Origin of the sequence: Moraxella oblonga NBRC 102422, assembly GCF_001598275.1 — a bacterium.
Classification (GTDB): Bacteria; Pseudomonadota; Gammaproteobacteria; order Pseudomonadales; family Moraxellaceae; genus Moraxella; species Moraxella oblonga.
Map to the genome: position 1 here is coordinate 1 of NZ_BCYQ01000018.1, position 20,770 is coordinate 20,770.

The 20,770-nt window shown below is 42.1% G+C and carries 22 protein-coding genes and 3 tRNA genes; 10 read left to right on the forward strand and 15 right to left on the reverse strand.

All coding sequences use genetic code 11. The features are described 5' to 3' along the window. The 3 genes from MOB01S_RS12320 to MOB01S_RS06470 form a co-directional block, all read right to left on the reverse strand. Positions 1 to 701: BON domain-containing protein (locus tag MOB01S_RS12320; protein WP_066802815.1), on the reverse strand; the 701-nt coding region annotated here is incomplete at its 3' end. A 54-nt stretch (positions 702 to 755) separates the two neighbouring features. After that, positions 756 to 1,121 carry a YraN family protein gene (locus tag MOB01S_RS06465; protein WP_084349642.1) on the reverse strand — a complete coding sequence of 122 codons (366 nt, stop codon included), beginning with the start codon at positions 1,119 to 1,121 and terminating at the stop codon, positions 756 to 758. Further along, entirely contained in the window at positions 1,111 to 1,584 is a 474-nt protein-coding gene (locus MOB01S_RS06470) for an RDD family protein (RefSeq protein WP_084349643.1), read from the reverse strand. Before MOB01S_RS06470 ends, MOB01S_RS06465 begins: the two co-directional genes overlap by 11 nt. A 258-nt stretch (positions 1,585 to 1,842) precedes the next feature. On the opposite strand from MOB01S_RS06470, the gene rlmH reads away from it, so the two are divergent. Next, positions 1,843 to 2,325 (forward strand): 23S rRNA (pseudouridine(1915)-N(3))-methyltransferase RlmH, encoded by a 483-nt coding sequence (gene rlmH / locus MOB01S_RS06475; protein ID WP_066802816.1) that lies wholly within the window; start codon positions 1,843 to 1,845, stop codon positions 2,323 to 2,325. 140 nt (positions 2,326 to 2,465) lie between these two features. Here the strand turns inward: rlmH and MOB01S_RS06480 are convergent, their stop codons facing one another. Beyond that, on the reverse strand, positions 2,466 to 3,182 hold the full coding sequence (locus tag MOB01S_RS06480; protein WP_066802817.1) for a hypothetical protein: 717 nt from the start codon (positions 3,180 to 3,182) through the stop codon (positions 2,466 to 2,468). A 237-nt stretch (positions 3,183 to 3,419) separates the two neighbouring features. Between MOB01S_RS06480 and MOB01S_RS06485 the strand changes: the two genes are divergently transcribed. Next, on the forward strand, positions 3,420 to 3,665 hold the full coding sequence (locus MOB01S_RS06485) for a helix-turn-helix domain-containing protein (RefSeq protein ID WP_281177230.1): 246 nt from the start codon (positions 3,420 to 3,422) through the stop codon (positions 3,663 to 3,665). A gap of 180 nt (positions 3,666 to 3,845) precedes the next feature. On the opposite strand, the gene MOB01S_RS06490 is transcribed toward MOB01S_RS06485, so the two are convergent. Both MOB01S_RS06490 and MOB01S_RS06495 read right to left on the reverse strand, forming a co-directional pair. Beyond that, complete coding sequence (locus tag MOB01S_RS06490; protein ID WP_066802821.1) at positions 3,846 to 4,658, reverse strand: NAD-dependent epimerase/dehydratase family protein; 813 nt, start codon at positions 4,656 to 4,658, stop codon at positions 3,846 to 3,848. Between the two features lie 9 nt (positions 4,659 to 4,667). Next, on the reverse strand, positions 4,668 to 6,341 hold the full coding sequence (locus MOB01S_RS06495; protein WP_157073917.1) for a DUF7840 domain-containing protein: 1,674 nt from the start codon (positions 6,339 to 6,341) through the stop codon (positions 4,668 to 4,670). 56 nt (positions 6,342 to 6,397) lie between these two features. Between MOB01S_RS06495 and ampD the strand changes: the two genes are divergently transcribed. Beyond that, positions 6,398 to 6,997 carry a 1,6-anhydro-N-acetylmuramyl-L-alanine amidase AmpD gene (ampD, locus tag MOB01S_RS06500; protein WP_066802825.1) on the forward strand — a complete coding sequence of 200 codons (600 nt, stop codon included), beginning with the start codon at positions 6,398 to 6,400 and terminating at the stop codon, positions 6,995 to 6,997. Between the two features lie 37 nt (positions 6,998 to 7,034). On the opposite strand, the gene MOB01S_RS06505 is transcribed toward ampD, so the two are convergent. From MOB01S_RS06505 to MOB01S_RS06525, 5 genes are all read right to left on the reverse strand, one after another. After that, entirely contained in the window at positions 7,035 to 7,682 is a 648-nt protein-coding gene (locus MOB01S_RS06505) for a hypothetical protein (protein WP_066802827.1), read from the reverse strand. A gap of 98 nt (positions 7,683 to 7,780) precedes the next feature. Continuing rightward, positions 7,781 to 7,856, reverse strand: a tRNA-His gene (locus MOB01S_RS06510). A 30-nt stretch (positions 7,857 to 7,886) separates the two neighbouring features. Further along, positions 7,887 to 7,963 (reverse strand) — tRNA-Arg (locus MOB01S_RS06515). Positions 7,964 to 8,011: 48 nt separating this feature from the next. Then, positions 8,012 to 8,088 (reverse strand) — tRNA-Pro (locus MOB01S_RS06520). A gap of 130 nt (positions 8,089 to 8,218) precedes the next feature. Further along, positions 8,219 to 8,527, reverse strand: a complete 309-nt coding sequence (locus tag MOB01S_RS06525; RefSeq protein WP_066802829.1) for a rhodanese-like domain-containing protein — start codon at positions 8,525 to 8,527, stop codon at positions 8,219 to 8,221. An 80-nt stretch (positions 8,528 to 8,607) separates the two neighbouring features. Here MOB01S_RS06525 and MOB01S_RS06530 point away from each other — a divergent pair, with 80 nt between their 5' ends. Then, positions 8,608 to 9,186, forward strand: a complete 579-nt coding sequence (locus tag MOB01S_RS06530; protein ID WP_066802832.1) for a DNA-3-methyladenine glycosylase I — start codon at positions 8,608 to 8,610, stop codon at positions 9,184 to 9,186. Here the strand turns inward: MOB01S_RS06530 and ruvB are convergent. Further along, positions 9,173 to 10,156: a Holliday junction branch migration DNA helicase RuvB gene (ruvB, locus tag MOB01S_RS06535; RefSeq protein WP_066802900.1), complete on the reverse strand. Its 984-nt coding sequence runs from the start codon at positions 10,154 to 10,156 to the stop codon at positions 9,173 to 9,175. The genes MOB01S_RS06530 and ruvB overlap by 14 nt on opposite strands. Before the next feature lie 145 nt (positions 10,157 to 10,301). On the opposite strand from ruvB, the gene MOB01S_RS06540 reads away from it, so the two are divergent. The 5 genes from MOB01S_RS06540 (at position 10,302) to MOB01S_RS06560 (ending at position 15,969) form a co-directional block, all read left to right on the forward strand. Next, the gene (locus MOB01S_RS06540; protein WP_066802834.1) at positions 10,302 to 10,784 is read left to right on the forward strand and encodes an MCR_0457 family protein; all 483 of its coding nucleotides are present in this window, start codon (positions 10,302 to 10,304) and stop codon (positions 10,782 to 10,784) included. 83 nt (positions 10,785 to 10,867) lie between these two features. After that, positions 10,868 to 12,022, forward strand: coding sequence for a D-alanyl-D-alanine carboxypeptidase family protein (locus MOB01S_RS06545; RefSeq protein ID WP_066802905.1), 1,155 nt, complete (start codon positions 10,868 to 10,870; stop codon positions 12,020 to 12,022). 74 nt (positions 12,023 to 12,096) lie between these two features. Next, the gene (hemB, locus tag MOB01S_RS06550) at positions 12,097 to 13,104 is read left to right on the forward strand and encodes a porphobilinogen synthase (RefSeq protein ID WP_066802836.1); all 1,008 of its coding nucleotides are present in this window, start codon (positions 12,097 to 12,099) and stop codon (positions 13,102 to 13,104) included. 8 nt (positions 13,105 to 13,112) lie between these two features. Continuing rightward, positions 13,113 to 13,595, forward strand: coding sequence for a hypothetical protein (locus tag MOB01S_RS06555; protein WP_066802838.1), 483 nt, complete (start codon positions 13,113 to 13,115; stop codon positions 13,593 to 13,595). A gap of 94 nt (positions 13,596 to 13,689) precedes the next feature. Further along, positions 13,690 to 15,969, forward strand: a complete 2,280-nt coding sequence (locus MOB01S_RS06560) for an NADP-dependent malic enzyme (RefSeq protein ID WP_066802840.1) — start codon at positions 13,690 to 13,692, stop codon at positions 15,967 to 15,969. A 177-nt stretch (positions 15,970 to 16,146) separates the two neighbouring features. Here MOB01S_RS06560 and priA read toward each other — a convergent pair whose 3' ends face one another. After that, entirely contained in the window at positions 16,147 to 18,384 is a 2,238-nt protein-coding gene (gene priA / locus MOB01S_RS06565; RefSeq protein WP_066802842.1) for a replication restart helicase PriA, read from the reverse strand. 60 nt (positions 18,385 to 18,444) lie between these two features. Continuing rightward, positions 18,445 to 18,822, reverse strand: a complete 378-nt coding sequence (locus MOB01S_RS06570; protein ID WP_066802844.1) for a RidA family protein — start codon at positions 18,820 to 18,822, stop codon at positions 18,445 to 18,447. Positions 18,823 to 18,973: 151 nt separating this feature from the next. Here MOB01S_RS06570 and MOB01S_RS06575 point away from each other — a divergent pair, with 151 nt between their 5' ends. After that, a complete protein-coding gene (locus MOB01S_RS06575) occupies positions 18,974 to 19,648 on the forward strand; it encodes a YidB family protein (protein WP_066802845.1) in 675 nt (224 codons plus the stop codon). A gap of 71 nt (positions 19,649 to 19,719) precedes the next feature. On the opposite strand, the gene MOB01S_RS06580 is transcribed toward MOB01S_RS06575, so the two are convergent. Then, on the reverse strand, positions 19,720 to 20,550 hold the full coding sequence (locus MOB01S_RS06580) for a glycosyltransferase family 8 protein (RefSeq protein ID WP_066802846.1): 831 nt from the start codon (positions 20,548 to 20,550) through the stop codon (positions 19,720 to 19,722). Positions 20,551 to 20,770 lie beyond the last annotated feature (220 nt).

Consider the following 20,770-nt stretch of genomic DNA (forward strand, 5'->3'; position numbering starts at 1 on the left):
TTGTTATTAAACGAATTGTTATTAAACGAATTGTTATTAAACGAATTGTTATTAAACGAATTGTTATTAAACGAATTGTTATTAAACGAATTGTTGCTGAACGGTGGGTTGCTGTCCAAATAAGTAACCAAGTTGGAAAGTAATACCACACGCTCTACCCCTTGTGTTTGGCGAATGGCTTCCACAATGCGGTTTTGTTGTGTTTGGGTAAGATAGCCCATGACATAAACGGTGTTGTCACGTACAACCAATTTGTATTGAGAGGACTTGACAGAGCGGTCGGTGGCTAATTTGGCTAAAATTTTTGATTTTAAAAAGTTGTCTTGTAGGGTGTTGGCTTGGGTTCTGGGTGTGCCGATGTTTAGATAATTGTAAATCTTGGTAACGTCCTTCATGGACGCAATCATGGTATTGATGTTTTGAGAAATGGCAGGATTTGGCACTTCACCAGTCAACAGAACCTCACGGCGAAAGCTATCTACCGCCATACGCATTTGGTGGTTTTGGATATTTTCCATACCAGCGACATTGGGCAGATTTCTAAGGACAGTATGCTCAATTCCCTCATCAATCATACGTTCAGGTAACGTACGATTGACAAAAGGTACGCCGTAGTTGATGTGGTTGCTGGTGGGGGCAGATGAGCAAGCCATTAACGTTGAGCTAAGTGTGGTGATGGCGAAAACGACAAACTTGTTCATTATATAACTCAAAAAAATGATTAAATAGGAAATATTGTAAACCAAAACCCAAGATTATGCTACTAAAAAAGCGTGCTGTATCCAGTGAATTTCTACAGTTTTTTCAAAAATATCAAAACCAATCACATCAAAGCGACAATCTAAGTGGTGATACTGGTTGTTTTGTTGTAAAAAATACTCGGCGGTGCGTATGATTTTGCGTTGTTTGCTTGGTGTTATGGTCTCAATTGATGAGCCAAATTGACTGCGTTTACGGGCTTTCACTTCTACAAAAACAAGCGTTTTATCATCTTTGGCAATGATGTCAATTTCACCAAGTAAGGGGGCGGTGTAATTGGTGGCGATGAGTGTTAAGCCTTGTTTGCTCAAATACTCACCTGCTTGTTCTTCAAAATATCGCCCTGTATCGTTAGAGTTCACGTACGACCACCGTTTTGGCGATTTTGTCGTGCCAGCCTTGTTTGTTCTTGTCAAAAGCCACCCAAATCAGCCCTAAAAATAGCACAAATATTGATGGAATGTAGCCGATGTAGCGTAAGATGGCTTGTCCTACACTGATGTTTTCGCCTGTGTTAGCATCCAATACTTTTAGTTTTAGGAGGCGTTTGCCAGGCGTGCCTGCGTATTTGATCCAACAAAAAATCACAATGCTAGCCATGATGATAGAGCTTAGATAGTCTACCATTCCTATTGATGTGGATTCTACATCAATGATGCCAACACTGCCCATAATGACAAAAATTGGTATGGTAACTAAGGCATATAAAAGGTTGTCAATGATACTTGCCCCAGCTCGTATCCAAAATCCTGCATATTCATAATCAATGTCATCTTCTGGTGATAAATCATAGGCTTGGGGAGATTGGTAAGGGTTGTGGGTCATGATTTTTCCTTGATTTTGAAAACAGATGTACTATAACAAATTTTTGGGGGTTTGTGTATGGTGTTTTTATGAGTATTTTTGTTAAAATATACTTTTTGCCTTGACATTATGTCTACAATAATAGAAATCAAGTACAGTTATTAGACCAAATAAGATGAATAAATTTTCTTATTTTGCCAATTTTATCAATAGGTTATCTCATTGTCAATTGATTTGATATTGGGTGAATTTGTAGCACTTTTTGAGTGTGGAGAGTATATGAAATTACGCATTCTTAGTGTGGGACACAAAGCTCCTACATGGCTCCAAACAGGCTATGATGATTATGCCAAACGCATTCAGCCGATGATAAGTACCCAAGCGGTGGAGCTTGCCCCTGCCAAACGCTCCAAAAACCCTTCGTCTGCCGAGATTGATAAATACAAAACCCAAGAAGGACAAGCCATTTTATCCACTCGCCAACCCAAAGAGAAGCTGTGGGTGCTTGATGTCAAAGGTAAAATGCTCTCAACAGAAGCATTGGCAGACAGATTAAAACACGCCATGACGGACGGTCAAGACGTAGCGATTGTCATTGGTGGGGCGGACGGGGTGTCAGCTGATGTGCTGGCAAGTGCGGATTTTCAATGGTCGCTGTCGAATTTGACCTTGCCACATCCGCTGGTCAAGGTGATTTTGATTGAGCAGTTGTACCGTGCGATGAGTATCATTCACAACCACCCCTATCATCGGGGTGGGTGAGTTGCGGTATAAGACTGTAACAAAAATTGAATTTATTTGATATGCAAAACAGGGGCAAGTGATTTTGCCCACTTGCCCCCAATAAGAGTTGCTGAATGCGTGTTCAACAACCTGCTTAATTTAATTGTGATTGTAGGGTGTTAAATTTGAGCACATAAATAAATTTCGGTATCACCTTCATTGTCTGTCACTTTATCGGCAGGGTAGGTATTGCCACCATATGAGATGTTATAATTTTGTGTGATAGAATTGTCTTTGAGGGCGTAGTACAAAGTTGATTTGTTGGTTCTGATATTTGATAAATATCCTGCTTCTTCAGGTGCAAAAGACCACCAACCATCTTTTTTCCATTGACCATCTTTTGCATCTTTATACTCAATTACAAGTTCTCTTGTCCAACCGCATTTATTTTTAACCCAGACACGATATCCAACCTGATTGGTGCCTGACTGACTATTGGGGCTGGATGAGCTACCAGTAACCAATGCAAGCATAGCCATACCTTTAAACAATGCATAGTCCTTTAAATTTTGATTGCGATATGTCTCTTGATATTCTCTGCGACCGCCATCTGGATTCATTATCATTTTGCCACTAGAATTATAGCTTTTTCCAGACATGACACCATCCCAATAAACATCAATATCAACATTGTATTTATTGGAATAATTGTTATAATCGCAGTTACTGACATAAGTTCTTATGTTTCTACCGCCATCATATTTATTGACAACTTCATTCCCTTGAATGTTAGCATAATGTGTGGCTTTATCTTGTTGATAGCTACTGCACGTTGCAGCATAAGCAGAATTTAGTGCAAAGCATGAAAAAATTAACGAAAAAGATTGCTTAATCATCTGAAAACTCTCCCTAATATAATGGTTTGCTAGATAACACCAATGACTGAATTGTGTATAAAAATATCAAATTTGATTGATTTTTTTATATAAATACCTTAAAATTGGTAATGTGATTTTTCTTTATGTTACAACATATGGTATGGATAATCTACCAACAAATATGACATTTTAAACCCACTTTTTACAACTTTGACTACAAAAGGTAGCTTTGGATATGAATAAAATCTTGTCAATCTGAGAAAAGAGCATCGCCTAACCCAAGAACAAATGGCAGAAAAAATTGGAATGACAAAAAACGGTTATGCAAAAATGGAACGGGGAGAAACACAATTAAAAATAGAAAGATTGGAACAAATTGCCAATATTTTTAATATTGATGTGAGAGAATTATTAAAAGAAAATGGGGATTTTAATTTATTGTTGGGAGATAATTATTCAAATTTTCAAAATCACTATTATAACCAAACACAAGAAATATAAAATTACAACTTATCATTGATTATCAAAAAGAATTATTGGCTCAAAAAGACAAAGAGATTGAGTTGTTAAGAAAACTCTTGGACAGAACAGCACCAATTACTTAACTACCAAAAATGGCATGTTTAATACATGCCATTTTTGCTTTCATTTTTAGTCATATCGTGATTGTGATGGTGGGTTTTATTTACCCAATATCTCCCCATATTCCATTTGATAATCATGATAATTTAACCATTGACCGACATTGCCCATGATTTTTTTACCTGTGGGTGGGCTTGGTATGATTTTTGGTGGCGGGTAGTGCATTGTTTGACAGATAAAATTTAGCACTTCTAGGCTTGTGGTGGGGTGGTTGTCGGTAGCAACATACAAAGGCTCTGCATGGTCTAACTTGATGATTTGGCATAATATATCAATCAAATCATTGGCGTGAATGCGGTTGGTATAATGATGGCTTGGCGTGCCGTCAATGTGAGCATTTTTAGCAACGTTTAACATACGTTTGCTTAGACCATATATGCCAGAAGGTCTTACGATGACGCATTTATCACTAAATTTATCTTGTAAAGTTCGCTCGGCATTTAGCAAAATATGAGCAGTGTCTGTATTGGGATTGGCAGGCGTGGTGATGTCAATACTTTCTCCATCATTTTCGCCATAGACAGAGGTAGATGAGATAAATATGATGCGTTTAAGATTTGGCAAAGCAAAACTTGCCATGTGCTGACAGATTGTCAAATAGGTTTGTTGGTAGGCGAAGGTGCGTTGGTCTGGTCTGGGTTGGTTGGGGGCGACAATAATGACAATTTGTTCAAAATCTGCCAATTCTTTGGCAGTAAGCATGGTGGCATCTTTTTGCCAAAAAGTGATGTCGTCGGTGTCATAGCTTTTGGGCGAGCGTGCAACGGCGGTGATGTGATGACCTTGATTGGCAAGACATTGGGCAATGGGCTTGCCAATCGTGCCTTGTCCGATGATGAGGATTTTTTGCATGATTTTGCCTTAAAAGTAATGTAGATAAGCCACTTGCCAACCATTTTGGGTGTCGTTTTTGTTTTTTTGCCAAGCATGCCCAAACCGCACAGCATTATTTTGACTTAAATCATATTGCATGGCGGTGTGTGTGGTAGGTTGCCAGTAGCCTTGATTGCCATTGTGATGATAGGGCAGTTTTGCGTCCGCTTGTACTCGCCATTTATCTGACAGGTGATGTACGCACCCTGTATGTATACCAGTCCCAATCCGTCCGCCTTTTTGGAGTTTGCCAACTTCTACGTCCACCATGCCAGTCAGATAGCAGACGGTGTTTGGCATTTCACCTGTATTTGGGCGAGTTTTGCCAAAACTGTATGCAAAACCATATTCGCCACCTGTACTTAGCACCAAATGGCTCTCACCTGTAATGTCGGTGGCTTGTTTGGCTTTGGCGTGAAACCCCCACGATTTGCCAGCATAACTACTGCCAATGGGGTTTAGTGCCAAAATATCTACCAGTGTCGCCTCGTGTAGTTTGGTTTTGTCATTATGTTCATCATGACGCACATCAAGCCCCATGATTTGCACGCTTAGATAATCACGTTTGCCTTTGGGGCGGTCAAGCAAATCTTGATACGCCCCACGCACGGACACTCCCCCAAAATCACCATCACCATGACCGCCATACACCATGACACGGTGGGATTTTGTACCGTTTTGTGTGGGGTCGTTTTGGCTAGGCTGTATCAAATTCACCGCTTGATTGGGGTGGTTGATGATGAATTGGGCAAGGGTTTTTTGGGCAGGGACAAAAGTTTTGTCTGTTAAAATGCCTGCTTTACTCATGACCTGTGTGGCTTCTTGGGGTGGGGTGATTTTGCCTGATGTTTGCCAAAGCTGGCTATCTGCCCGCACCAAATCCACAAAACGTAGCACTTCGGTGGCACAGTTGTTGTTTAAAAAACTATAATAGCGGGTTTTGTTTTTGACCTCCCAAACATGACGCATGATTTGGTCTATCTCATCTTGATTTAAATCAATGGCGTACTCCCACAAATCTCGTCCGTCTCGCACCAGATATTTATCACTTTTTTCTTGATAATTTTCCATGGTCAGTTCGGCTTTGGATTTGCCCATGACCGAGTGGGCAAGGGTGTTTTCGCCTTTGGCAGGGTGTTCAAGACTGGCAAAATTTAGGCTATATGCTTTGGATTTGTCGCCTTGTAAGCTCTCTGGCGTGTCTAGGCGTATCAAGGTGTGAGCAAAGGACGAGCCGACTCGGTTGATGTGTTCTTCGGCGTGTACGAGCGACATTTTTTTGACATTTTTATCAGCAAGCCATGACTCAACCTCGGGGCATTTTGGTAAATCTAAGCCCAATTTATCGCCAAGCCAATGACTTCTGGCAGGAAATTGACAAACAAAATCTTGTCGCTTTTTATCATCATTGCCAAGCAAGATGTCCAAATTGGCAACAAGCTCCGCCTTAGGGTCTGTTGCTCCCGTTTTTGTAACAAAAAAAGTAGGGTCGTTCATGGTGGTTTTTTTGCCATTGAACATGAGCAGTCTGTGCCACATGATGTCGTCGGCGAGCGTGTCAGCAGTGGCGTGGCTTGCGGTGGGTAGAGGCGTGGCAGTGGTGTCTGCCCATGTGGGGAGCGACAGGGCAAGCATAAGACAAAGAGCGGTTTTTTTAAACATTTTAATACCAACCCAAAAATGATAAAATAACAATATTTTACCTATTTTACCAAAATATGCAAAACTTTCTCATCAAAGACGGTCTTTTACAGGGGGCGAATTTTATTCCTTCGCCCAATTTCAACGCTCGCCCCACCATACAAGGCAAACCTACCATTACAGGCATCGTCATTCACAACATCAGTTTGCCCCCCAGCCAGTTTGGGAAAACTGATAAAACTGGCACGCATTTTGTCAAAAGTTTTTTTCAAAACCAGCTCAATCCTGATGACCATGAATATTTTAAGACCATTGCCAATTTGCAAGTATCAGCACATTTGTTTATTGAGAGAAATGGGCAAGTAACTCAGTTTGTAAATTTTGATGATAGGGCTTGGCATGCAGGGCAATCAAGTTATTTGGGGCGAGCCAATTGTAATGATTTTACCATTGGCATAGAGTTGGAGGGTGATGATTTTAGTGAGTTTACAGATGTACAGTATGACGTATTGGCACAAGTCATTACTGCTATTCATCACGCATATCCTGCCACACATCGTCATCTTATGGGGCATAGCGACATCGCCCCCAACCGCAAAACTGACCCCGGTGAGTTTTTTGAGTGGGGGCGACTGCGTCAATTGGTTGGTGAATTTATGGGGGATTTGGGTAAATGAGTTTTTGTCATTTGCCAAAGATGTATGGTAAATTCACTTAACCATATCGCAAGCCGTAGGGTGTGGGGAAACGATGTTCTAGGGTGTTTACATCGATGGTCTTGTTAATGGGGGTAAATGTTAAACCAGTTTTATAATGACAATGTGTGTATGTCATGTTTTGGACAGTTTTGTCGTTGCAGGTAAATGAGAGCGTGCTGAGTTTGGCAAGTTCTTGGCTAGTAACTTGCTGTTTTGGCTTGATAAAATGTATCGTGCCCTTAGTATCTAGACCGTATTTTTTGGCTTGATTGATGGCGGAGCGGTCGCTGTAAGCACTTCTTGCCATTCCTGCTTTGATGAGTGACGTTTTGTCTTTGTTTAGGTTGTCAAAGGGATTGGTATCATCGTTGCTAAAAAAGAGATGATTGGTGTCAAGACTGGTGAAAATTTGGTATGGTTTGCTTTCTTCTTGGTAGTCCCCTTGTAGTATGTAGTCGTATTTGTCTCCGACCGCCACAAGTGCTAGGGGATAGTTTTTAATGGGTTGTTTGGGCGTGCCTAAGGCGTATATTTTGTCTTCAAACATTGCTTTACCAAAATCATACTTTTCTTCTGAATATTGAGACTGTAAGGCACTGGTGGCAAGGCAACCAGATAACAGGCTTACTGTCGCACCAACAATGGCAAGTTTGACATAATCCATGATAACAACTCCAAAATCTGATGAGAGTAATCGTGATTATAACAAATGTACGTCAAATAAAAATCCTCCAATTTTAATAATTGGAGGATTTTCAAATATGGGGTGAGTAATGGGACTTGAACCCACGACAACCGGAATCACAATCCGGGGCTCTACCAACTGAGCTATACCCACCATAATGTGTAACCATTTATTATAGGCTAATGGCGCGCCTGGCAGGATTCGAACCTGCGACCACCCGCTTAGAAGGCGGATGCTCTATCCAGCTGAGCTACAAGCGCTTAACAACGTCTTGCTTACTAACAAAAAAAGCCTTATTAGGCTTTAAATGGTCGGGGCGGAGGGATTTGAACCCCCGACCCTCTGCTCCCAAAGCAGATGCGCTACCAAGCTGCGCTACGCCCCGATTTTTTTAACATTTACTAACTTTTGTTAGTTGCTGTTAGTGGTGCGTATTATAGCGTAATCTACCAAGATGTCAATCACTTATTTTAAAAAAAACCAAAAATATTTACAACTTATTGAATTTTATAAAATTAATTTTCGGTGATGAGCGTCCAGCCCAGAGCCTTTGCTCCACGAGTGCCACCTGTCAGATGAATGTAGGTGCGGTTTGGGTCAATGCTTTCTAAAAGCTGACAGGCTTTTTCTGCTTTTGTGCCACCACCACACAAAATATAGATGTCGCCTGTGGTTTGGGCGAGTCGTTCGGGAGAGATGTTTTCAATGGGGACATTTTGGGCATGGGCGATGTGTTCGCTGTTGTAATTTTCGGGTACTCGCACGTCCCAAATGGTCAAATCAGCGTTGGGGGTGAAGTTGGCGATGTCTAAGGTTTTAATCATCGGTATTTCCTTGTGGTGTAAAAATCAAGCAAGTTTAGCAAAAATCGTGTATGATGGCAATTTTGTAATGAATAAAAACAATGACAAATACACAACGCTGTGCATGGTGCTTATCTGACCCTTTATATGTCCACTATCATGATAATGAATGGGGTAGGGTTGTTTGTGATGATAGGCAGTTGTTTGCTTGTTTGTGCCTTGAAGGTATGCAGGCAGGTTTAAGTTGGATTACGATTTTAAAAAGGCGAGAGTGTTATTATCAAGCTTTTGATGATTTTGACCCTGCCAAGATTGCCCAATACGATGATGATAAAGTGGAAAAATTAATGCAAAATACAAGCATTATTCGCCACCGTGCTAAAATTTTGGCCATTATTGACAATGCCAAAGCTTACCTAAAAGTTACACAGCATCAGTCATTTTGTAAATATCTGTATACAATTTTAAATGCTCATGGCGATTTTCCAAAAGACAATCACCCAAATGTTTTGCAAGACATTCCCACCAAAACGCCTGCCAGTGTCGCCCTTGCCAAACAGCTTAAAAAAGATGGATTTAAATTTGTGGGGGCAACCACTTGTTATGCCTTCATGCAGGCGGTAGGTATGGTCAATGACCACGTGATGGGGTGTGATTATCGTACGCCTAGATGTCGCTGACCACCCACCCTTTATCTAGCAAAATCCGCCCTTTGGGAGTGCGTTGGATATAGCCTTGTTGGATGAGGTAGGGTTCAATCACATCTTCTAGTGTGCCTCTATCTTCTGCCATAGAAGCGGCGATGGCTTCTACACCAGCAGGCTTGCCATCAAAACGCTCTTTGAGCATGGTCAAATAACGCCTATCTAGATGGTCAAGCCCTTGTTTGTCCACCGATAACATATCAAGGGCAAGACTTGCGATGTTACCTGTTACGATGCCATCTCCTTTGACTTCGGCATAATCACGCACACGGCGAAGTAGGCGATTGGCGATACGAGGTGTGCCACGAGAACGCCTCGCCACTTCAATAGCCCCCTCTTCTTGCATATGAATGCCCATGAGACGTGCCGAGCGTTTGACGATGGTGGTCAAATCAGCAACATTATAAAATTCTAATCGCTGAACAATGCCAAACCTGTCTAGGAGAGGGGCTGACAATAGTCCAGCTCTGGTGGTGGCGGCAACCAATGTAAATGGTGGTAAATCTAGCTTGATGGAGCGAGCGGCAGGGCCTTCGCCAATCATAATATCAAGCTGATAATCCTCCATGGCAGGATAAAGGATTTCTTCTATGACAGGGCTTAGACGATGGATTTCATCAATAAATAGCACATCGCCTGCTTCTAGGTTGGTGAGTATGGCAGCCAAATCCCCTGCACGTTCTAGAACAGGACCGCTTGTGGAGCGTAGATTGCCATTCATCTCACGAGCGATGATGTTGGCAAGGGTGGTTTTACCAAGACCTGGCGGACCAAAGATGAGCGTGTGGTCTAGGGCTTCTTTGCGTCCTCTGGCGGCACTGATAAAAACTTCCATCTGCTCACGGACTTTGGGTTGTCCAATATATTCATCAAGCAAGGTTGGGCGAATGGCACGGTCTAAGGTGTCATCTTTTTTGATGTTGGCATCAATTAAGCGGTCATTCATAATACTTGGGCATTTAAAATAAATGTGGTTATTATAAAGAATTTTAAAAAATTTGTCTAAAATTACACGCTTGTTACTATTAGATATTTTCAAAAACATAATGCTACATTTTTGACAAAGTCTTTTGAGATTTATAAGGTATGATATGTACACTTTTATCACAGTGATTTTGTGTATGAAAAAAATACCTTTTGCATTGATGTCGTACGTTCCATTTTTTAAAAAATGCCTAACAATCAGCATGACAGCTGGATTGTTTTTGTTAAGTTTTGAAACCCATGCTCATGGTGGTCGAGGCAACCCCAAACCTTTGTATATCGTGGGTCAAGACTCGGCAGTTACGGTAACGGTCAGCCAATATGAATTGGCACTGGTGCAGGTGTTGTCAGAGATTTGCCCTGCCATGCTTACCAAAGAAGAGCGTGAGCAGTTTAACGAAGCTTATCATAGGCAACTGCAAAAGTTTATCCCCAGAGTGGATAATCCTAGTGAGATTTTAAGAAGATTAAGCGGACAACAAGAATATCGTTTGACACTACAAAATGTCAGAAGCTGGACGGCAACTTATCCTGATAGTGAAAATCGTGCCCTATGTCAAGAGCTGGCTCAAAAAACGCATTCATTTTAAAATTTGCTAAAATTATCCAAAAGCCATTTCAAAATATCACAAATTTTGGTATAGTGTGCCTATTTATTTTTTATGGCATAACTATGACGATTTTTACAAAAAAAACACGCTTTGCTTGTCTGATGATGGGGTTTTACGCTGGCACAAGTTTTGCTAATATTACCCCGCCTGTGCTTGATAATACCGCTTATGTGCTGATGGATTATGATACAGGGGCGGTACTGGCCCAAAACAACGCAGACAAGCCCTTACCTCCTGCTTCGCTCACCAAAATGATGACCAGTTATCTTTTGGAACAAAAATTACTCTCTGGCGAGTTATCCGAAGACACAAAAATAAAAATGAGCGAATCGGCGTGGTGTCGTGGTTCAAGTAGTGAGTCATGTATGTTTGTTCCTGTCGGGCAAAGTGCTACTGCGATTGATTTGCTTAGGGGTATTATCATTCAATCGGGTAATGACGCATCACGGGCAGTAGCAGAGCATATTTCAGGTTCAGAAAAAGCCTTTGTCTCACTCATGAATGACGAAGCGGTCAAAATTGGTATGACCAACACCAACTTTGCAAACTCCACAGGATTGCCCGCCACCAACCATCGTGCCAGTGCCAAAGATTTGGCGATTTTGGCTCGCACCATCATCAAAAATAGCGACAAATATTACACCATTTACGCCGAAAAAGAGTTTGCTTATAACAACATCAAACAAACCAACCGCAACAGTTTGTTATTTACAGATGCAACGGTAGATGGTCTAAAAACAGGCTATACGTCCGAATCTGGCTACTCTATGACGGCATCTAGCAAACGTGGTGATATGCGTCTGATTACGGTGGTGCTAGGAGCAAAGAATGAAAAAGCACGAGCTGACCAAACAGGAGAACTCTTAAAATTTGGGTTTGACAATTTTGAGCATGCTGTTGTCGCCCCCAAAGACCAAGTGGCAGGCAATGTTCCTGTAAAATTTGGACAACACCAAACCGTACAAGTCCAAACGGCTGACACACTCAAAGTGCTGATTGCCAAATCTCAAAAGTCTAGCATTTCTAGCATTAGTAAATACAATGATAACATTGTCGCCCCCATTAAAAAAGGTCAGGAACTTGGGCAAATGCTTGCTGTGGTTGAGGGTCAAACTGTCGCAAGTGTACCCATCGTGGCAACAACTGATGTCGCCCAAGCAGGTTTTGTAAGCCGTGCATGGGAGCGTTTGATGGATTGGGTTAAAGGCTTATTTTAATCACACAAAAGTCGGCTTGTAGTCGGCTTTTTTTCATGAGTTTTTGTTAGCTGGTTGATTTAAAAGAGAAAATTATGTCAAATTATATCTTTAATCGCACTTTTCCGCATACACGCTTACGCCGTATGCGTGTCTCTGACGGCATTCGTGAAATGGTGGCAGAGAGTCATTTGCTTCCTTGCCACTTGATTGCACCGCTTTTTGTCATTGAAGGGAAAAATGCTCGCCAAAGCATTAAAAGTATGCCAGAGATTGAGCGTTTGTCTATTGATTTGACTATTGATTATGTCAAAGAGCTGTACCGTGAGGGCGTACGTATGGTGGATATTTTTCCTGTGATTGACCCTGCCCTAAAAACACCCAATGGTAATGACGCTTATCATCCAGAGACGCTGGCGGTGCGTGCTGTCAAAGCCATCAAAGATGCCTGCCCCGAGATGATGGTGATGACCGACATTGCTCTTGATCCTTATACCACACATGGTCAAGATGGGATTATTGACGAATCAGGTTATGTGTTAAATGACATCACCACCGAAGCTTTGGTTAAACAGACACTTGCTCATGCTCGTGCAGGCGTGGACGTGGTGTCACCATCAGACATGATGGATGGACGTATTCGTGCCATGCGTGAAGCACTTGAAAGCGAAGGTTTTGTCAATACATCTATCATGGCATATTCTGCCAAATATGCCTCCGCCTACTATGGACCTTTTCGTGATGCGGTGGGGTCGTCTGGCAACTTAAAAGGGCATAAGAAAGGTTATCAGATGAATCCTGCCAACCGTGCAGAAGCTTTGCACGAAGTTGCTCTTGATATTGCCGAAGGGGCAGATATGGTGATGGTAAAACCGGGTCAGCCTTATTTGGATGTGGTGCGTGAAGTCAAGGATAATTTTGGCGTGCCAACCTTTGCCTACCAAGTCTCTGGCGAATATGCCATGCATATGTCTGCCATACAAAATGGCTGGCTCACCGAAAATGTGATTTTGGAGAGTTTGCTAGGGTTTAGACGGGCAGGGTGCGATGGGATTTTGAGTTATTTTGCCCTAAAAGCAAGCCGTATGATGAATGAGATGTAGGAGTTTTTATGAAAAAGTTAATCGCTTTGGCACTTTGTGCCTTGCCTTATGTGGCTTTTGCTGGTGATGTGAGTGATGTGCCAGAACCCATCATCATCAAAAAACAAACCGTGTCTCATCTGCCCAAAGAGTTGTATGATGGCTGGTGGGTAACTTATGACACGGACAATCACGTCTCCTATGCCATGCGTTTTTATCTAGAAAATGGCAAGGTGCAAGGCGAACATCACTCGTTTGACTGTTCTGACAAGACGTTGATAGAACAAGATACCTTTCAGTTGACCCCTACCGCCAAAAAAGGCTTTAATTTACAGTTTAATAATCAGTCTGATTTTGCCTCTTACATGAATTTTTCTGCCATTTCACCCAAGACATTTTTGCTTGCCAATCAAAGTTTTGGTAATGACGAGATGGTGAAGATGTTTCCTCATGGTATGAATTGGATTTACTTACATAGTGATGTGTTGACCGCTAAATGTCCAAATAGCTAAACAAACAAAACACCCATTAACAAATTCTAGCAAGCCTTTATAAATCATGTTAGAATAACCTACTATTTTTAAAACTCCCTAAATAGGATTTATCATGACTCAAAAAACCCCAGAACAACAGCAGTTTGAACAAAACGCACTGCATTACCACGAACATCCTCGCCCCGGCAAGATTTCTGTTACCCCTACCAAGCAAATCGCCAACCAACGTGATTTGGCACTTGCTTATTCTCCTGGTGTGGCAGTACCTTGTTTGGAGATTGAAAAAGACCCTAAATTGGCTTCCAAATACACCGCTCGTTCTAACCTTGTGGGCGTGATTACCAACGGTACAGCCGTGCTTGGTTTGGGTAATATCGGTGCGTTGGCATCTAAGCCTGTCATGGAAGGTAAAGGTGTACTTTTCAAAAAGTTTGCTGGCATTGATGTATTTGATATTGAGATTAATGAGCTTGACCCAGACAAATTTATTGATACGGTTGCAAGCCTAGAACCAACCTTTGGCGGTATCAACCTAGAAGACATTAAAGCTCCTGAATGCTTTTATATTGAACGTGAACTTCGTAAACGTATGAATATCCCTGTATTCCATGATGACCAACATGGTACGGCGATTATTTCAGCAGCAGCGTTGTTAAATGCCTTGCAACTAAACGGTAAAAAAATAGAAGAGATTACCTTGGTTTGTTCAGGTGCAGGGGCGGCGGCGATTAGTTGCCTTGATTTGGCGGTGGCACTTGGTGTTAAAAAAGAAAACATCTATGTGCTAGATTCCAAAGGGGTAATTACCACCAAACGTGAGAACCTAGACGAATCCAAAGCTCGTTTTGCTCGTGATACCGACAAGACCACGTTGGCAGAAGTGATGGTGGGTGCAGATGTATTCTTGGGTCTGTCAGGGCCGGGCGTGGTAACACAAGACATGGTGCGTAGCATGGCAAAAGACCCTATTATCTTTGCCCTAGCCAACCCAACCCCAGAGATTATGCCTGAGCTTGCTCATGCGGTGCGTTCTGATGTGATTATGGCGACAGGTCGCTCTGACTACCCCAACCAAGTCAATAACGCTCTATGTTTCCCTTATATTTTCCGTGGGGCATTGGACGTGGGGGCAACTGTCGTCAATGAAGAGATGAAACTTGCTTGTGTGTATGCCATTGCCAAGATGGCACATTCTGAATCATCAGATATTGATTCGGACGGTTCTGCCAAGCAGTTTGGACGTGAGTATCTAATCCCTGGTCCATTGGAGCCAAACCTTATCCTAGAAATTGCTCCAGCTGTTGCTAAGGCGGCGATGGAAACAGGTGTAGCGACACTGCCGATTGAGGATTTTGATGCTTACCGTCAAAAGTTATCCGAGTTTGTCTATAATACCGCCCTTGCGATGAAACCTGTCTTTAACAAGGCGAAAAAAGACCCCAAACGCATTGTTTATGCCGAAGGCGAAGACATTAACGTATTGCGTGCGGTGCAAGTGGTGGTTGATGAAAAAATTGCCCAGCCCATCTTGCTTGGTCGCCCTGAGGTCATCAACAAAGAGATTAATGCATTGGGCTTGCGTTTGGTTGATGGCGAAAACATCACCATCATTGACCCAAGTACCAACCCACGCAACGAAGAGTATTATGCTCATTACTACAAAGCCACTCAGCGTGATGGCGTGAGTCCAGAGCTTGCTCGCCGTGATGTTCGCCGTAAGACCACGCTACATGCCTCACTCATGGTAGAGCTTGGCGATGCTGATGGTCTGATTTGCGGTACATTTGGCTTCTATCAGTTGCACCTAAAATACCTAAGTCAAGTGATTGGTAAACGTGAAGATGTATCAAACTTCTATGCCATGAGCGTGGTACTGATGCAAAACCGCAACTTGTTTATCGCTGATACCTACATCAATGAAGACCCAACTGCCCAAGAGTTGGCTGAATTGACCGTTTTGGCAGCCAATGCGGTGCGTCGTTTTGGTATCACGCCACGAGTTGCTTTGCTTTCACATTCTAACTTTGGTACATCTGACCGTGAATCTGCGGTGAAAATGCGTCAAGTACATGATATTTTGACACAGATGAACGTGGATTTTGAGTTTGATGGTGAAATGCATGGCGACATTGCCCTAGACGAACGTCTGCGTGAGCATAACTACTCATTTAGCACACTCAAAGGTTCGGCAAATCTTCTTATCATGCCAAATGTAGACTCTGCCAACATTGCCTTTAATCTGCTAAAAACTGCCACAGGTTCGGCAGCTTTAGGGCCTATCCTGCTTGGTGCGGACAAACCTGCTCACATCTTGACTTCGTCAGCGACCGCTCGCCGTATCGTCAACATGACTGCCTTGACCGTATCAGACGCTCAGGACATGGTAAAATAATCCGCCACGCCATAAAAAAGCACGCCGTTTGGGGTGCTTTTTTTATACTTAATTCACATCAAAATCATACAAAAACCGTTCACCCTAAGCCAAGTTGAAAAGCGGTTGTTTATGATGGTTTGCTCACCACAAACAAAAAGCCTTTGTTTGTTTTTGAATAGAATTTACCATATATTTTTACCAACCCATCGGGTCAATCTCAATCACCATTTTTGCCCCCTGTAAATTAGGTAAAGTTAGCACTCGTTCCCAAAATGTAGGCAGTATGGTGTGTAAACTTTTTCGCTCTTTGGCAAGTATCAGCATTTGATAATGATAGTGGTTGTTTTTTTTAAATAATGGTGCCTCAATCGGAGCAAGTATTGCAAATGGGTGAGGAGCAAAAGGTGGCTGGGTAAGGAGCGTTTTTGCCTGCATGATTGCCCCCTTTGCCACGTCCGCTCGATGACTGCTGGCTTGCACCAGTACAGCGTGGCTATATGGAGGTAGACCTAACCCTTGTCTTTCTTGCAGAAGTTTTTGGGCAAGCATATCATAGCCATGCTTGACTAATATGTTGAGTAGTGGATGGTCTGGTGTGTATGTCTGTATCAAAACTTGTCCCGCCTTGTCTGCTCGTCCTGCTCGCCCTGCCACTTGCATGATGGTTTGGGCAGTGTGTTCGGGTGAGCGAAAATTTGGTGACAAAAACCCAGTATCAGCATCAACCACCACAACGAGCGTTACATTATCAAAGTGATGTCCCTTGGCAAGCATTTGTGTGCCTACCAAAATCATCGGTTCTCCTGTGTTGATGGTGGCGTAGATTTTTTCCCATGCACCTTTGGTCTGGACAGTATCTCGGTCTATTTGTAAAATTGGGTAGGTTTGTGAGCTGTTTTGGGGATTGGCAAATAGGGCGTGTAAATGCTCATGCAAAGCAGACGTGCCTTGCCCAAGTGTGATGATGTTTAGGCTATGGCAGTTTGGGCAGGCGTTAGGCATACTCATTTGATAGCTACAATGATGGCATTTTAGATAAGGTGGGCGTGTTTTGGGTTTGTGGACGGTCAGATGACTACTACAACGTACGCAGTCGGCTTGGTGTCCGCACGCCTCACACAATAAAATGGGGGCAAATCCACGCCTGTTCAAAAAAATCAGTACCTGTTCGCCTTTTTGTAGTGTATGGCGAATACGCTCAATAGTTAAAGGGGCTAGGCGTGAATCCACTGTGTCGCCTGCTTGGTTGGTGTGCCATGTTGTACCAAGCCGTGTATCAACAAGATAAAAGGGGGTGGTTTGTCCAGTGGCACGGATATTTAGGCGGTAACAAGATAATTTGCCATCTGCCACAAGTTTTAATTGTTCTAGGCTGGGTGTGGCAGTGCCAAGCACGACAGGGGTGTGGGTACGAGATGCCAAATACAACGCCACATCGCAGGCGTGATAACGCAGATGGTCTTGCTGTTTATAGGAGTTGTCATGAGCTTCGTCAATGATGATAAGTCCCAAATTGGCAAAGGGATAAAACAGTGCCGAGCGAGTAGCGATGATGATTTGGGCAGAGCCAGATTGGCAGGCTTTCCAGCCATCTAAGCGTTCACGGTCGTTCAAGCCTGAATGTAGGACGATGATGTTGGCACAAAATCGTTTGGCAAACCGCTCACGGCTTTGGGGGGTGAGTCCTATCTCGGGGACGAGGAGTAGCACTTGTTTGCCCATATCTAGGGCAGTATGTATGGCTTGTAGGTAGACTTCGGTTTTGCCAGAGCCTGTAATGCCATACAAGAGTATGCCTTGATAAATGCCTGTGGTGATGGCATTATCAATGGCTGTTTTGGCAACAGTCTGCTCATCTGTCAAGGGCAGATGGGGACTGTTTAGGCTTATGGTTTTGGGAGCTGGTACGGCGTTGGTGCTACAAATAAGACCTTTATCGGCTAAGGCGTGTAGGGTTCTTGGGCTAATCCCAGCCGTTTTTAACTCATTGTCAGTCATGCCGTCTGTGGCATATAAGGTGGCAAAGGCATGAAGTTGGGCTTTGGTGGTTTTTAGGGTGGATTTGGCGGTATCTTCGTCTGTACAGGTTTGCCACAGTCGTGCAGGCGTGAGTGCGGGCTCTCCTTGTTTTAGTAGGCTAGGGAGCATGACAGCAAAAGTCTCACCCAAAGGATAAACATAATAAGATGATAGCCATTTGGCAAAATTTAACAGCTTTTCATCAAAAATGGGTGCATCATCAATGACCTCAATGACTGATTTGATGAGTGTTGGATTGATGTCGCTTTTATCAAGATGAGCGGTTGTGATACCAACCAGCTCTCTGTTGCCAAATGGTACTCGCACACGTCCACCAATCACAGGCAAGGCGTGGCAATAATAATCAAAAACACCATAAATAGGAACGGGTAGGGCAACTTGAATTAAAAACATGGATTGTCATAAAAGTGATAGAAAAAGGGCGAAATTCGCCCTCGTATGATGTTTGATGAATTACTCAATCACCAAAATCGCCTCAATCTCCACCACACCTCCTTTGGGCAAATCCGCCACTTGCACGGCAGCACGAGCAGGATAGGGAGCAGATAGGCGAGACTCAAAAACTTCGTTGAGTGTGCCAAAATCAGACAAATCAGTCAAAGATACGTTGAATTTGACCACGTCAGCAAGCGAACCGCCAGAGGCGTGAGCGATGGCTTCTAGGTTGTCAAAGGCTTGAATGGCTTGGGCTTTAAAGCCGTCTTTTAATGTCATGGTAATAGGGTCTAATCCCAATTGTCCTGAAATATAAACGGTATTGCCAACTTTTATGGCTTGGGAGTATGTGCCGACTGCTTTTGGGGCGTTGTCGGTATGAATGACTTGTTTCATGCTATTCCTTTCAAAAATTGGTTGGTTTGGTTATCATAAGAAAAAAGCCAAAAAAATGCAAGTATTTTCCAAACAGTTACAAAAACACGCAAAAATAACCCTAATTTTTTGATACAATGAACTCATCTATATCCCAACCTAAGTGAATATCATGAGTTTATTGCAAAATATCATCGTACAAGTTGCCCAAAATGCCTTGACAAACAACCAACCTACACAGCCCCAAAATGGTGGACTTGGTGGTTTATTGGGCGGTTTGACAGGTCAATCAAATGGTGGTCTTGGCGGTATTTTGGGTCAGGTGGTCGCCAGTCAAATGACAAATAATCAACAGCAAGGCGGTCTTGGTGGATTGTTGGGTGGGTTGCTTGGCAATCAACCCCAAAAACAAAACCCTGCCGATTTGGGTAATATTTTAGGGCAAGTGTTGGGCAGTCAGCAAAAGGGCGGATTTAACAAATCCACCTTGTTGCTTGCTTTGTTGCCCATCGTGTTGGGCTATATCCAAAGCAATGGTGGTTTGTCAGGCGTACTTGCCAAATTCAATGGTAACGGTTTAAACAATCAAGCCCAATCTTGGGTAAATATTGACGTGGATAATGACGGTATTGATGCACAGGATGTGGTGCGACTGTTTGGGCAAGAAACTATTGATGATGCTTGCCAACAAACAGGGGCAAGCCAAGATGATGTATGTCAAGGCATTGCCGAGCTGTTGCCACAGGTGGTCAATGATTTGACGCCAAATGGTGATGTGCAGGCAGATGAAAGTCAAGCCAACCAAGAAATTGATGAAATTTTATCACAATTTAAAAAAGCATTTTAAGTTTTTTGTATTAACCCAATAAAAATCGGATAATTTATATCCGATTTTTATTGGGTTATTTATTGGGGTATTTATGAGAATTTTTGATGATTTTTGATAATGTCTTGCCAACTTAGTTGATAATAAAACCAATATAAATGGCGAAAGCGAGTATATTGTTTTGGTAGCCATGGTTTTGCCATGGTTGAGTAATGGACGATATATGGAATGACATCACCGATATTTTCAATCAAATGTGATTGATTTAGAGTGTGTAATATATAATCAATGCCAACTTGATAATTATAACTACAATTTAAATAAAGGCATTTGTCTTTTAATAAAATATTTAAAACTTCTTGATCGCCATTTTTTAATTTATTACCCAGTTGATTTGATAATGATAGGCATTGTTCGGTGATGTTTGATTGTTGCCATAGCTGGTTGTTGATGAGCATGACACCTGAATTAAATTCATCAATGTTGTGCTGATATTTGGCGATGGGGTCTGTAACAGCAGCCACAAAATAATCTTGTAAATTGGTGTCAAACAAATCATCTAAACAACCATTTACCACCAAATCACAATCCAAATACAAAACTTTATGATGAGAGATGAACTGGGGGATAAAATACCGATAAAAGGCTGCTTCTGTAATGTGAGAAAAAGTACGGTAATTTTTTAGATTATTGTGGTGTGTTTTAACATCATAAATTTGACAATTTAATTGGGATATATGTTTATTTAAAATCTCAAACCATTCATTAGGAAAACTGTTATTAAATAGATAAAAATCAATATCTTTATTATGATAACAGATGGATTTTATGGTGGTTAAAGTGTGTTCTGCATATTGATAGTCAGCCGACAACGCAATAATCTTTTGTCGTGTCGTGTCGTGTCGTGTCGTGTCGTGTCGCATAGCATGATTGTTCCTAGATAAGTATAAAAAATATTGATATAAGTAGAATGTGTGGAGCTTTTGTGTTTGCTGTTAAAATCACCAAAAACAAAAATTGTTGTGTTTGTAAAGTGCTTTGATGGTATTTTAACACATATTTATAAAATTGAAAATTACCACAATTTTAAATAGGTATAGAGCTTAAATCGCAATGCATTGTACAGTATGTCCATAAATTGCT